Here is a 13,315-nt window from a genome sequence, read left to right on the forward strand (position 1 = left end):
GGATTCGGTCGCGGCGCTCTCTGGACGTCCGCGGGGCCATCAGAGCTTGGGAATATGTGTCTCGATCGAGATGATGCCGGATCCGGGATTGGTCGCGGAAAGATGCACGACGGAGAATGCGGCCGGCTCCAGCGCGGACGCGCTGCCCAGATACGAGCCGTGCATCGTGCCCGTCGCGAGCGCGATCTCCGAGAGCAGCCCCGGCAGCACCGGTCCGTGACTGCACAGCACGGCCGGCTTGCCGCTGCGGACGCGCTTCCCGACGATCGAGCGCAGATCTGCGGTGCCGTCCTCCCACGCGTCCTGGCCGATCTGCTCGGTCTGCACCACTCGGCGGTCGAGCGCTCTGGCGAGCGGCTCGACGGTCTGCACGCAACGCACGGCGTCACTGGTGACGATCTTGCGCACGCCGAAGGCCCGAAGAGGGCCGGTGATCGATTTCGCCTGCCGGCGCCCGCGCTCAGTGAGGGGACGCGCGGCATCCGCACCGTCCCACTCCGATCGGGGGAGCGCCTTCGCGTGACGCAGCGCGATGAGCGGGAAGGTGTGGAGCACGCCGTCGTCGACCAGATGCTCGAAGAAGTCGAGGATCTCGAGATCGACGGGATAGCTGAGGCGGGCTCGTGCCTTCTTCAGACTCACCCACTCGATCGCTGCGATCTCCCGATTCGGAACGAACGTCGATGCGCGGATCGCACTCTCCGTCGCCTGTGCCGCCCAGTAGTGCACGACCTTCTGCTTCTTGGACGCCAGGTGATAGCGGCTCACACCGATCGGCACCCCGAGCGAGACCCGGATGCCGGTCTCCTCGTGCACCTCGCGCACGGCCGTCTCGGCGAGCATCTCACCCGGATCGACCTTGCCTTTGGGCAGTGTGATGTCGCGGTACTTCGTGCGGTGGATCAGCAGGATGCGAAGCTTTCCGTCGATGATCCGCCACACCACGGCGCCGGCCGCGTAGACGGCCTTCTCGACCGACTTGGACCCCGCCGGAATCTGCGCCTCGCGAACGATCATCGAACCGCCCGTGCGCGGCGGCGTCGCTGGATCAACCCCATGGTCTGATCCTGCAGGTCGACGAGCGGGTTCCCCTCAGCATCCTCGGCGTGGCGTTCCCATGCGCCGTCTGCCCCCAGATGCCATGAGATGGTACCGGGATCCAGTGCCAGGTCGAAGAAGGCCAGCAATTCCTTCAGATGCGCAGGATCCGTCACCCGCACCAGCGCTTCGACCCGACGGTCGAGGTTGCGGTGCATCATGTCGGCGCTGCCGATGTAGACCTGCGGGTCGCCGTTGTTCTCGAAGGCGAAGATGCGGGAGTGCTCGAGATAGCGGCCGAGGATGCTGCGCACCGTGATGTTGTCGCTGATGCCCTCGAGGTCACTGCGCAGGCTGCAGATCCCGCGCACCCAGACGTCGACCTTCACGCCCGCTGCGCTGGCGCGATACAGGGCGTCGATGATGTCCTCATCGACCATGGAGTTCACCTTGATGCGGATGTGCGCCGGCTTTCCGGCGACGGCGTTCTTGCGCTCGTTGTCGATCTGCCGGATGAGGCCCTTGCGCAGGTGCAGGGGAGCCACGAGCAGTCGCTTGAACTTCTTCTCGATGGCGTAGCCGCTGAGCTCGTTGAACAGGCGGGTGAGGTCCTTGCCGACCTGGGCGTCGGCGGTGAAGAGGCCGAAGTCCTCGTAGATGCGGCTGGTCTTCGGGTTGTAGTTGCCGGTCCCCACGTGCGAGTAGTGACGCAGCATCCCGTCCTCCTCACGGATGACGAGCGCGAGCTTGCAGTGGGTCTTGAGCCCGACCAGGCCGTACACGACGTGCACGCCGGCCTTCTCCAGTTTGCGCGCCCAGACGATGTTGTTGGCCTCGTCGAAGCGCGCTTTGACCTCGACCAGTGCGAGGACCTGCTTGCCGGCCTCGGCGGCGTCGATGAGCGCCTGCACGATCGGGCTGTCGCCGGAGGTGCGGTACAGCGTCTGCTTGATCGCCAGCACATGCGGGTCGCGCGCCGCCTGCTCGAGGAACGCCTGGACGCTGGTCGCGAACGATTCGTACGGGTGATGCACGAGCACGTCGGACTTGCGGATGGCCTTGAAGATGTCGGCGCGGCTGTTCGAACCGGTCGGCTGGAATGGCACTGCCGTCGTCGGCACGTGAGGCGGAAAGCGTAGATCGGGGCGCTCAATGCGGGACAGGTCGAACAGCCCGCGGAGATCGAGCGGGCCGGGGAGCCGGTAGATCTCCTGATCGGTGATGTCGAGCTCCTTCACCAGCAGGTCCCGCGTCAGCTCGTCCATGTCGTCGGTGATCTCGAGGCGGATCGGCGGTCCGAACCGGCGTCGGAGGAGCTCGGCCTCGAGTGCCTGGATGAGGTTCTCGCTCTCATCCTCCTCGATCTCCACATCTTCGTTGCGAGTGAGGCGGAAGGCGTGGTGGTCGAGCACCTCCATCCCGGGGAAGAGGTCTCCCAGATGGTTCGCGATGAGCTCCTCGAGGCGCAGGAAGCGCTTGATCTCGCCGGAGCCCGGCACCTCGACGAAGCGCGGCAGCATGGGTGGGACCTTGAGGCGCGCGAACTCCTGACGGCCGGTGCGGGCATTGCGGATGCGGATGGCGAGGTTCAATGACAGCCCGGAGATGTACGGGAACGGGTGGGCGGGGTCAACCGCGAGCGGCATGAGCACCGGGAAGACCTGCGCCTGGAAGTAGTCCGACAGGGCGGCGCGCTCGTCGTCGGTGAGCTCGGACCATTCGGTGATCTCGATCCCGGCATCGGCGAGCGCCGGACGCACCTGCGACGTCCAGGCCGCGGCGTGCCGCAGCTGCAGCTGATGCGCTTCTCGGGAGATGTCGGCCAGGGCGTCGACGGGAGAGCGTCCGATGTTGGTCGGCACGGCGAGACCGGTCATGATCCGGCGCTTCAGACCGGCGACGCGCACCATGAAGAACTCGTCGAGATTGCTCGCGAAGATCGCCAGGAAGTTGGCCCGCTCGAGTTCGGGGAGCGACGGGTCCTCGGCCAGCTCCAGCACGCGCTTGTTGAACGCGAGCCAGCTCAGCTCCCGATCCAGATAGCGGTGGTCGGGCAGCAGGGCGTCCGGAGACTCGACGGCATCGAAGTCGTCGTCTTCAGCGTCACCGAGGCCGGCATCGGCGAGAGCGGGATCGATCATGGGGTACATCTAAGCACCGCGAGGTGACGCCTGTGTGAACGAGAAGCCCCGGTCACCGCGTCGCGGCGAGCGATTCGTCGTCGTAGACATTGAACCGGTAGCCGACGTTGCGCACGGTGCCGATGATCTGCTCCTGGTCGCCGAGTTTCGCCCGCAGGCGCCGCACGTGCACGTCGACGGTCCGGGTGCCGCCGAAGTAGTCGTAGCCCCAGACCTCGCTGAGCAGCTGCTCACGCGTGAAGACACGGGAGGGGTGGGTGGCGAGGAAGTGCAGAAGCTGGAACTCCTTGTAGGTGAGGTCCAGCGGCTTGCCGTGCAGTTTCGCGGAATAGGACTGCTCGTCGATCGTGATCCCCGACGCCTGCACACGAGTCGGTGCCGCCGCCTCGTCCCGCCGGGCGAGCGCCAGCCGGATCCGTGCGTCGGCCTCAGCAGGCCCGGCTGTGGAGAGCAGGACGTCGTCGATGCCCCAATCGCCGGACACGGCGCTCATACCGCCCTCGGTCACCACGAGCAGCAGCGGAGAATCCTGACCGGTCGCCCGCAGCAGCCGGCACAACGACTTGGCGCCGGCGAGATCCTGCCGACCGTCGACGATGACGATGTCGTATTCCGGTGCGTTCACCAGGCGCGCAGGTTCCGCGGGGATCTGCCGCACTCGATGGCTGAGAAGGTCGAGCGCGGGCAGCACCTGCTCCGTAGTCGGAGCGTTGGTCAGAACCAGCAGCAGGGCCACGCACAATCCTTCCGGGCGACGACGGACGCCGTGCGGCAATGATACCGGCAGCCGATGCGCAACAATGGAGGCATGTCGCAACCCGCGCTGGCCCCTCGCAACGCCTTCGTCGGCGTGATCGTCGTGTGGGCGGTCGCCTTCCTCGCGACCATCGCTGTCGGCGTCTTCGTTGCGGAGGAATGGCGCGTGCAGTGGCTGCTGGTCGCTTTCGGGGCGGTGGTGCTGCTGTCGTTCGCGGTGCAGCTCTGGTACGGCCACACTCACGGGTTCATCTTCCGGGTGGCCGCGAGCGTGACCGGCGCCCTGCTGTTGATGGGCGTGATCTCGGTGGGCTTCGGGCTCGCGGCGCTCATCCCCACCTGAAGCGCGCCGGCGCCGTGAGGGGTAAAGTAGGAGCATGGATCTCCTGGCGCTCGAACTCTTCTACATCGGCCTGCTGGGACTGGCGAGCCTCGCGATCGCATTCGTCTCCGGCGTCGTCCTGCTGAACCTCTTCCGCGGTCAGCGCTGAGCGCGCCGTGCTCGAGCTGCCCACAGACCTCCCCGCCGACCTCGCACCTCTCGCGTGGCTGATCGGCGTCTGGGAGGGCACCGGAGTCATCGACTACACGGTCGGCGAGAGTCGACTTCAAGGTGAATTCGCGCACCGTGTCAGCTTCAGCCATGACGGCGGCCCGTTCCTGAACTACTCAGGCACCGCCACCTTCCTCGGGGACGGCGACTCGGCTCCGGTGCCGTTGATCGCGGAGTCCGGGTTCTGGCGGCTGTCTCGTCCCGCTTCCGCTTCGGATGCCGGTCCCGCACTGCTTCCTCCGCTCGCCCCGGTTGTAACCCGCACGGTCGACGACGTCGAATCGCTGCGCGCCGCCAGCGGAGGCTTCCCGATCGAGGTCTCGCTGACGCACTCGGACGGGATTCTGGAGCTGTACCTCGGCGAGATCGACGGTCCTCGCGTCGACATCGCCTCCGACGCGATCGTCCGAGGTGCCGGCGCCAAGGAGTACAGTGCCGCGACCCGCATGTACGGGCTGGTCGAAGACCACCTGCTGTGGGCGTGGGACATCGCGGCTCTGGGCACGCCCCTGCGCTCGCATGCATCCGCGCGCTTGGCCAGGGTCTGAGATGCGCGGTTTCGAGAGCCTCCCGGGTGCGGTTCCCGGGGCTGGCGGGGTCGCCCACTTCGGCGATCTCGCTCGAGAGCAGCGCAGGCTCCTCGCGGGGGCTGCGGTCGCGCCGCTCGCGGACAGGGCGGTCGTCGAGGTGGCCGGCCCCGAGCGCCTGAGCTGGCTGGACTCCATCACCTCGCAATCGGTGGCGCGGCTCCTTCCGGGAGAGAGCACCGAACTCCTCGTCCTCGACCCGCAGGGTCGGGTCGAGCACGCCGCCGGGGTCGTCGACGACGGAGCGTCGACCTGGCTCATCGCCGACGGTGCGGACGCGGAACCGCTGGCCACCTGGCTGTCGCGCATGGTCTTCCGCGCGCAGGTCACGGTCGTCGTTCGTCCGGAGCTCGTTCTCGTCGGTTTCGTCGACGGCGGCTCGGCGGCCTCGGCTGCGGCCGTCGGTGCCTCGCGTCCGAATGGTGTGCCGCTGATCTGGGCAGATCCCTGGCAGCAGGTGCAGGCGGGTGGCCATCAGTATGCGCAGACGGCCGAGCATCCAGGCGCCGCACTCGCGTGGCGCGTGGCGATCCTCGACGCAGAGTCCGCCGATGCGCTCGCGGCGAGTCTGGGAGCCGAGGCGGTCGCAGGACTCCTCGCGGCCGAAGCGCTGCGGGTCGCTGCGTGGCGTCCCCGCTGGGCCGCCGAGGTCGACGAACGCTCGCTGCCTCATGAGTCGGACTGGATCCGCAGCGCGGTGCATCTGAGCAAGGGGTGCTATCGCGGTCAGGAGACGGTCGCCAAGGTGCACAACCTCGGGCACCCGCCTCGCCGCCTGGCAGCGCTTCACCTCGACGGCAGCGACGATGTGCTCCCTGCCCCCGGATCCCCCGTGTTCGCAGGCGACGACGAGGTCGGTCGCATCACGTCGTCGGCGCGGCATCACGAAGACGGACCGATCGCATTGGCGATCCTCTCCCGGCGCACGCCCGTCGGCGATCTTGTCGTGCGGGCGGAGGGGACGGACATCGCCGCCGCTCAGCAGGTGATCGTCCCGGCGGATGCCGGCGCCACCGCCGACATCCCCCGGCTCACCCGGCTCTCGCGTCGTCCCGCAGCGCCCGATCCGCGCGCCGCGGGCTGACGCCGGCGATCGCTCACGTCGCAGGTCGGGACGGAACGGCGGCGCGCACTTCGTCGCGGAGCCGCCCGCGATTTCTCGGATCGGGCGCTGCGGCCAAGAGCTGCTTGGTGTAGTCATGCTGCGGGTTCAGGATGACGTCGTCCGCGCGGCCGCGCTCCACGATCTGGCCGCGCAGCATGACGACGATCTCATCACTGAAGTGCCTCGCTGTCGCAAGGTCGTGGGTGATGTAGAGCACGCCGAGGTTGTCTTCGCGCTGCAGCCTGGCGAGCAGGTTCAGTATCGAGAGGCGGATCGACACGTCCAGCATCGAGACGGGCTCGTCGGCGATGAGGAATCGAGCGCCCGGTGCGAGCGCCCGGGCGATGGCGACGCGTTGTCGCTGTCCGCCCGACATCTCATGCGGCTTCTTCGCCGCGAAGACGTCGGCGGGGGAGAGGTTCACGCGTTCCAGCAGTTCGCTCACGCGCCGACGCATCTCGTCGGCGTCGCCCGAGGCGCCATGAAGACGCAGCGGGCGGTCCAGGTGGTGCGCGACGGAGTGGAACGGGTTGAGGGATGCGAACGGATCCTGGAACACCATCTGCACCTGATGGCGGTACTCCGCGAGGGCACGACCTCTGGTCGCCGTGGGCGCGCCGTCGAGGAGGATGTGGCCGGATGTCGGCTGTTCCAGCTTCGCGATCATCCGCGCGACGGTCGATTTGCCAGACCCCGATTCTCCGACGATGGCGATGGTCTTGCCCTGTTCGAGGACGAAGCTGATGTCGTTCGCCGCGCGCAGCGTCGACCGGCGCAATCCGTTCCTGACGATGAAGTCCTTGCCGAGGCCCCTCACTTCGAGTGATCCCATGTCAGCTCCTCTCGTTCGCGGCATCGCCCGTGCGCACGAAGTCTCCGCGCGATCCGGTCAGGCTGGGAAACGATGCGAGCAGTCGGTGGGTGTAGGGATGCTGCGGGTTCGTGTAGATGTCGTCCGCCGTGCCCAGCTCGACGATCTCGCCGCGCAGCATCACCGCGATCCGGTCGCTGATCTCCAGGAGCAGCGGAAGGTCGTGGGTGATGAAGATCACGGCGAAGTCGAACTCCTCCCGCAGGCGCATCACCTCGCGGATGATCCCGCGCTGCACGATGACGTCGAGGGCTGTGGTCGGTTCGTCCATGATCATCACCTGCGGCTGCAGGGCGAGCGCCATGGCGATCATGACGCGTTGACGCATCCCGCCGGACAGCTCGTGGGCGTAGCTGTTCAACCGTTCAGGGTCCACGCCCACGAGGCTGAGCAGTTCGCGGCTTCTGGAGCGCTTCTCGGCTGTGGACATACCGGGCCGGTGCGTCGTCAGCACATCGAACAGCTGGGCGCGGATGCTGATGACGGGATTGAGCGAGTTCATCGCCCCCTGGAACACCATCGAGATCTTGTCCCAGTGGAACGCGCGCAGGTCATCGCCCTGGAGGGCGACGACGTCGATGTCCTTCCCCGATTCGTCGTGGAAGATCACCTCCCCCGAGGTCATCAGCGCGGGAGGTTTGAGGAGCTTGTTCAATCCGTAGGCGAACGTCGTCTTCCCGCATCCGGATTCTCCGGCGAGCCCGAGGATCTCTCCGCGGTTCAGAGTGAGAGTGACGTCCTTCACCGCCCGGACAGGCGGGTCCACCTCGTACTCGATCGAGACGCCGCGCGCCGTGAGGACTGGTGTCGGCGTCTTCGCGGACGACACGTCGGCCACGGGCTCGGATGCCGCCGTGGCGGGGTGCTCGCTCGCGGTCATGGGGCACCGCTCCCTTCAGGTGCGTGCTGCGCACGGCTCGAGGTGACCTGGCGTCCTGCTTTGCGGGCCTTGCGCATGCTGCGCTGGGCGGCCGGAGCGAGGCGCAGTCGAGGGTTGATGTACTCGTCGATGCTGAAGTTGATCAGTGAGAGACCGCAGCCGAGCAGCGCGATGAGCGCGCCGGGTGGGATGAACCACCACCACGCGCCGCTCGAAAGAGCGGTGCCGAGTTGGGCCTCGTTGAGCATCGTCCCCCACGTGATGGAGCCGACCGGTCCGAGTCCGAGATACGACAACCCGGCCTCGCCGAGGATGCCGAGGATGACGGCGAAGAGGAACTGCGCCGACAGCAGGGGGAGCAGGTTCGGCAGGATCTCGACGAGGATGATGCGCCACGGCTTCTCGCCGGCCACGCGTGCGGCGGCGACATAGTCCCGGTTGCGCAGCGACTTGGCCTGGGATCGCAGCACGACCGCCGACCCCGCCCAGCCGGTGAGACCGAGCACGAGAGCGACCAGCAGCAGCGTGCGCGACGGCACGTAGCTGGCGATCACGATGATGAGCGGGAGACCGGGGATCACGAGAGCGATGTTGGTGATGAGGGAGAGGATCTCATCCGTCCACCCGCCGACGTAGCCGGCGATGATGCCGAAACCGAGGGAGAGCACGACCGCGATGACGCCGGCGATCACTCCCACCATGAGCGACCCGCGGGCGCCGTGGGCGAGTTGCGCCAGGACGTCGTATCCGAGTTGCGTCGTGCCGAGCAGGTGCTCCCCGTTCGGCGGGAGCATCGAAGGGTTCCCGGAGAACTTCGGATCCTGCACGAAGAACGGCGCGAGGAGCCCGAACAGCACGATGCCGAACGTGAGCGCCAGGCCGACGATCAGCTTGGGTGATCGCGGGATCAGCGCCCGTATGCGGGAGCGGTTACGCGTGCGGCCGCCCGTCGCCATCGCCGCGGTGTCGGCGAAGGCGGCGGAGGCGGGACGTTCGCCGGCGGCCAGGCCGTCTGCCGCGATGTCTTCTCTCGGGGCGGCGGACTCGGTCGATCGGGCGAGCTCCTGCTCGCGGATGCTCTCATCCATTGTGACGCGTCCTCGGGTCGATGAAGCCGTACACCAGGTCCATGATGAAGTTCGCCGCCAGCACCGTGACGGTGATGATGAGGAAGATGCCCTGCATCAGCGCGTAGTCGTTGTTCTGCACCGCCTGGATGAGGAGCTTCCCGATCCCGGGGTAGGAGAAGACCTGCTCCATGACGATGGATCCGGCGACCACGAAGCCGAGAGAGATGCCGAAGCCGGCGATCGAGGGGAGGATCGCGTTGCGTGCCGCGTATGTCAGCAGCACGCGAGAGTTTCGCAGACCCTTCGCCTCGGCGGTGGTCACATAGTCGTCAGAGAGGGTCGAGACCATCATGTTGCGCATTCCGAGCAGCCACCCGCCGAACGATGACAGCACGATCGTCAGCGCGGGCAGCGTGCCGTAGTAGAGCACCGACCCCACGAACGCCCACGACCATTCCGGGCCGCCGGTGAACTCGAGCCCGTAGGCGTGGATCCGCGGGAACCAACTGTTCTGCACCGAGAAGAAGTACACCAGCAGCAGGGCGAGCCAGAAGTACGGCACGGACTGCAGGAGGGTGGATGCCGGGACGACGCCGTCCACCCACGTGCCCCGCTTCGCTCCGATCCAGATCCCGCCGGCGATCCCGACGAGGAACGACAGCAGGGTCGACAACCCCACGAGCCCGATGGTCCAGGGCAGCGACTCGCTGATGAGGGTGGCGACGGGGACGGGGTACTGCGTGACGGAGACGCCGAGGTCTCCGCTGACGATGCGACCGAGATAGGTCGCGTACTGCGTCCAGAGGGGTTCCCCGGTGTCGGAGCCGAGGAGGAGCCTGATGGAGTTCTCCACGCCCGGCGGGATGTCCCGGCCCACCCGCGCCAACTTCGCGAGAAGTATGTCCGCTGGGTCGCCCGGCATCATGCGCGGGATGAAGAAGTTGAGGGTGAGCGCTGCCCAGAGCGTCAGCAGATAGAACGCGATGCGCCGTGCGTAGTACTTCACCGGCATCCCCTCTCGGTCATCAGGACTCCTCCTCGGTCATCCACCCGCGCTCACTTCTCGGCGGGCTTCAGATTCTGGAGGATGTACGCCATGTCGAGCGCCGACCCGGTCTGCTGGTAGGCGTACAGGTCGTCTTCGGTCGGCCACCCGGTGTAGTCGGTGTCGTTGAAGAACGTCTGCGCGGCGTTGATGTTGACCGGGATGTAGGGCAGGTCGCGCACGATCTCGGTCTGGATGCGGTCGTACGCCGCAGCCTTGACGGCTTCGTCGTCGGTCGCCGCCGCGGCCTTCACGGCTTCGTCGACGATCGGGTTGGAGTAGCGGGAGAAGTTCAGGTGTCCCGGAGCGAGCTCTTCACCCACCGGCGCCGTGAACGTCGTGGTGAGGAAGTCGTTGTAGATCTTCCACGGGTCCGCGAGCGGGGTCGTCTGCATGAAGCCGAGCATCAGCTCGAACTGACCGGTCTGGCGCCCGTCCGAGAACTCCTGCCATGAGAACGTGCCCGCGGTGATCTTGATGCCGGCGGCCCGCGCCTGCTCTTCGATCAACTTGCCGGCGTTGTTGTAGTCGGTCCACCCGTCAACCGAGTTCATCGTGAGCTCGAGCGGCACGCCGTCCTTCTCATAGATGCCGTCGCCGTTCTTGGTGTAACCGGCGGCCTCGAGCACCGCGCCTGCGGCGGCAGGGTCTGCGGTCTGCGGCGCCTCGTGGGGCTGGCCTTCGCCGATCCACTTGTCGTCGCGACCGAGGAGCGCGAGGGTGGGCGACATCGGGGTCGTGAGTCCGACGAACGCCTTGTCGGTGATGGTCTCGCGATCGATGGCGAGATAGATCGCTTCGCGCACCGCCGGGTCCGTCTGCGGCCCGACGCAGCCGAGCTCGGCGTTGCTGCAGGTGTAGAGCACGGTCGGGTCGGACGGGAGCACCATGTACCCCATCCCGCCGTCCACCAGCGACTGATAGTTCGCGCTGAAGATCGACGTGTAGTCGATCTCGCCGGCGGCGATGAGATCCTCCGCCGCCTGGTTGCCGTCGATCGCGAGGAAACGGATGTCCTTCAGCGCAGGCTCGTCCCAATACTCCTCGTTGGCCGTGAAGGTGTAGGCGCCGCCGGAGAGTTCGTCGACGACGTACGGCCCGCTTCCGACCGGATCTTCGTTGGTGCCGCCGGTCGGGTCGTCGTTGCCCTCCCAGATGTGCTGAGGCAGGATCAGGGCCATGCCGAGGATGGCGACGACGTTGACGAACTGCGGGTCGCTGAAGACCAGCTTCACGGTGTTCTCGTCGATGGCCACGGCGTCGGTGAGCGTCTCGGGCCGCGTGAACTCGTAGGTGAAGGTGAAGATGACGTCGTCGACGGTGATCGGCTCGCCGTCGTTCCATTTCGCGTCGTCGCGGATGTCGACGGTGAGCTCTCGACCGTCGGCACTGAACTCGTAGTCCGTGCCGATCAGGGGATGGGGCTCCTCCGAGCTCATCCGGTTGAAGTGGAACAGCGGCTGGTAGACCAGCCCGTTGGTTCCGGCCAGCGGGCTCGGGGAGAGCGGGTTGAAGTTGGCCACGACCGGGGTCTGTGCGCCGGCGAAGACGGTGAGTGTGTCGTCGGTCGCGGTGCTGCTGCCGGAGGCGGCGCACCCGGAGGCGAGCAGGGCGAGGCTCGTGGTGACGGCGGCTGCCGTGACGAACCGGTGTCGGGAGGAGGGGCGGAGCATCTTCGGTCCTTTCGTGGGGGCGGTGCGGAGGTGGTTCAGTACTGCGTCGATGGGACGGGGATCGTGCCGGCTCGGCGGTGCTCGCCGTGCAGGAGTGAGGCTCGGATGCGGGCTTCGACAGCCGACCGCTCGCTCGTGTCCAGCGGCTGCCGATCGAGCGCGAGCAGGATGGACCCCATCAGCGGAGAGAGGTCGGGAATGATGACGCGTGCGAGGGGATGCGTGGCTGCGATCCCCGCGCGCACCGCGTCGCTGAGCAGGGGGTGATCCGCTGCCAGCACACCGCCGCCGAGGACGACATCCGCCTCGGTGTCGTGCAGGCCCACCCGGTCGAGGGCGACTCGTGCCATCGCGACCACCTCCTGTGCCTGGCGCTCGACGATCTGCTGCGCGACCCGGTCGCCGAGGGATGCGGCCTGGAAGAGGATCGGAACGATCTCGTGCAGGCGCGTCTGGTCGAGCTCGCCCAGGTGGACGGCTTCGGACACTCCGAGGGCGGTGTCCCTGCCGAAGTGACGCGCGATCGACTCGGCGAGGACGGTGCGCGGCCCGCGCCCGTCCTCGGCCCGTGCCGCGTGGAACATCGCGGCGAGGGAGAGGTCGAATCCGCCGCCCCAATCGCCGGTGATCGTGCCGATCGCCGCGAAGCGGGCGACCTCTCCGTGGCGGCCGAGGCCGACGCAGTTGATCCCGGCACCGCACACCACCGCGACGCCGACTCTGTGGTCCACGCCCGAGCGCAGCAGGGCGAGAGTGTCGTTGCCGACCTGGACGTCGGGCGTGAGCCCCCAGGCGAGGATCCGATCGCGCAGCAGACGCTCCTCGACGTCGAAGTCGGCGTTGGCGACGTACGCGCCGATGCCGCGGATCGCCGGAGATCCCGCCGCCGAGACGGCGGCGTCCACCGCGTCGCGCAGTTCCCGCTCCGCCGCGTCGATGCCGATGGAGTGAGGACGGTGACCGCCGGTTCGCGTCGTACTCAGGATCTCGCCGTCGAGGCGGACGACGGCGATCTCGGTCTTGGAGTTTCCGCCGTCGATGGCGATCACAGCGGCCTGAGGTGCGGCGGTCATCGGGTCCACGACAGGAAGGCGGCGTTCTCGGCGATCAGCCGGTCCGTCAGGTCGTTCGCCAGGTCCCATTGGCCGACCAGCGGATGAGCGAGCAGAGCGTCGGCGATACGCTCGCGACCGCCGTGGAGTGCGGCATCCAGGGCGAGCTGCTCGTAGGCCGCGACATGAGCGATCAGCCCCGCGAATCGCGGTTCGACAGGCGCCTGGTCGAGAGGCGTCGCGCCGTTGCGTCCGATGCGGGCAGGGGTCTCGATCACGAAGTCATCGGGGAGGAACGGCAGGGTTCCGCGATTGAGAGTGTTCACCACCTGGATGTCGCCGCGGTCGGACATCAGCGACGCGACCAGCTGGACGGCTGCCTCGGAGTAGAACTCGCCGCCACGGTTCGACAGCAGCGCGGGCTTGGTGTCGAGCGCCGGATCCGCGTACATCTCCAGGAGTTTCGCTTCCATCTCGGCGACCTGTTCCGCACGGGTGGGGCTGTGCAGCTGCTCCTGGACGACGGTGTCGTGCTGGTAGAAGT

At 67.4% G+C, this 13,315-nt stretch carries 12 protein-coding genes and 1 pseudogene; 3 read left to right on the forward strand and 10 right to left on the reverse strand.

The genetic code is table 11. The annotated features are described in order from the left end of the window. Nucleotides 1-39: 39 nt before the first annotated feature. Genes RIN18_RS08770 through RIN18_RS08780 form a run of 3 tightly spaced genes read right to left on the reverse strand, consistent with a single transcriptional unit; the run spans nt 40 to nt 3,915 of the window. Nucleotides 40-1,017, reverse strand: coding sequence for an NUDIX domain-containing protein (locus RIN18_RS08770; RefSeq protein ID WP_309103582.1), 978 nt, complete (start codon nt 1,015-1,017; stop codon nt 40-42). Then, nucleotides 1,014-3,179, reverse strand: a complete 2,166-nt coding sequence (locus tag RIN18_RS08775) for an RNA degradosome polyphosphate kinase (RefSeq protein WP_309103583.1) — start codon at nt 3,177-3,179, stop codon at nt 1,014-1,016. Before RIN18_RS08775 ends, RIN18_RS08770 begins: the two co-directional genes overlap by 4 nt. A gap of 52 nt (nt 3,180-3,231) precedes the next feature. Beyond that, nucleotides 3,232-3,915, reverse strand: coding sequence for a response regulator transcription factor (locus RIN18_RS08780; RefSeq protein WP_309103584.1), 684 nt, complete (start codon nt 3,913-3,915; stop codon nt 3,232-3,234). A 72-nt stretch (nt 3,916-3,987) separates the two neighbouring features. Between RIN18_RS08780 and RIN18_RS08785 the strand changes: the two genes are divergently transcribed. The 3 genes from RIN18_RS08785 to RIN18_RS08795 all read left to right on the forward strand — a co-directional run bounded on the left by RIN18_RS08785 (nt 3,988) and on the right by RIN18_RS08795 (nt 6,159). Continuing rightward, complete coding sequence (locus RIN18_RS08785) at nt 3,988-4,278, forward strand: hypothetical protein (RefSeq protein ID WP_309103585.1); 291 nt, start codon at nt 3,988-3,990, stop codon at nt 4,276-4,278. A 155-nt stretch (nt 4,279-4,433) separates the two neighbouring features. Next, on the forward strand, nt 4,434-5,036 hold the full coding sequence (locus RIN18_RS08790; RefSeq protein ID WP_309103586.1) for an FABP family protein: 603 nt from the start codon (nt 4,434-4,436) through the stop codon (nt 5,034-5,036). A 1-nt stretch (nt 5,037) separates the two neighbouring features. Continuing rightward, nucleotides 5,038-6,159 (forward strand): folate-binding protein, encoded by a 1,122-nt coding sequence (locus tag RIN18_RS08795; protein WP_309103587.1) that lies wholly within the window; start codon nt 5,038-5,040, stop codon nt 6,157-6,159. A 13-nt stretch (nt 6,160-6,172) separates the two neighbouring features. On the opposite strand, the gene RIN18_RS08800 is transcribed toward RIN18_RS08795, so the two are convergent. The 7 genes and pseudogenes from RIN18_RS08800 to RIN18_RS08830 all read right to left on the reverse strand — a co-directional run. After that, on the reverse strand, nt 6,173-7,012 hold the full coding sequence (locus RIN18_RS08800; RefSeq protein WP_309103588.1) for an ATP-binding cassette domain-containing protein: 840 nt from the start codon (nt 7,010-7,012) through the stop codon (nt 6,173-6,175). 1 nt (nt 7,013) lies between these two features. After that, complete coding sequence (locus RIN18_RS08805) at nt 7,014-7,931, reverse strand: ABC transporter ATP-binding protein (protein ID WP_309103589.1); 918 nt, start codon at nt 7,929-7,931, stop codon at nt 7,014-7,016. After that, nucleotides 7,928-9,019 carry an ABC transporter permease gene (locus tag RIN18_RS08810; protein WP_309103590.1) on the reverse strand — a complete coding sequence of 364 codons (1,092 nt, stop codon included), beginning with the start codon at nt 9,017-9,019 and terminating at the stop codon, nt 7,928-7,930. Before RIN18_RS08810 ends, RIN18_RS08805 begins: the two co-directional genes overlap by 4 nt. Then, a complete protein-coding gene (locus RIN18_RS08815) occupies nt 9,012-10,007 on the reverse strand; it encodes an ABC transporter permease (protein WP_309103591.1) in 996 nt (331 codons plus the stop codon). Before RIN18_RS08815 ends, RIN18_RS08810 begins: the two co-directional genes overlap by 8 nt. Before the next feature lie 50 nt (nt 10,008-10,057). Then, a complete protein-coding gene (locus RIN18_RS08820) occupies nt 10,058-11,719 on the reverse strand; it encodes an ABC transporter substrate-binding protein (RefSeq protein ID WP_309103592.1) in 1,662 nt (553 codons plus the stop codon). Nucleotides 11,720-11,754: 35 nt separating this feature from the next. Beyond that, nucleotides 11,755-12,792: a BadF/BadG/BcrA/BcrD ATPase family protein gene (locus RIN18_RS08825; RefSeq protein ID WP_309103593.1), complete on the reverse strand. Its 1,038-nt coding sequence runs from the start codon at nt 12,790-12,792 to the stop codon at nt 11,755-11,757. Then, nucleotides 12,789-13,315 (reverse strand): annotated as a pseudogene (locus RIN18_RS08830) (6-phospho-beta-glucosidase); the annotation flags it as partial. The pseudogene RIN18_RS08830 and the gene RIN18_RS08825, both read right to left, overlap by 4 nt.

Origin of the sequence: Microbacterium sp. (assembly GCF_031179285.1) — a bacterium.
GTDB lineage: Bacteria > Actinomycetota > Actinomycetes > Actinomycetales > Microbacteriaceae > Microbacterium.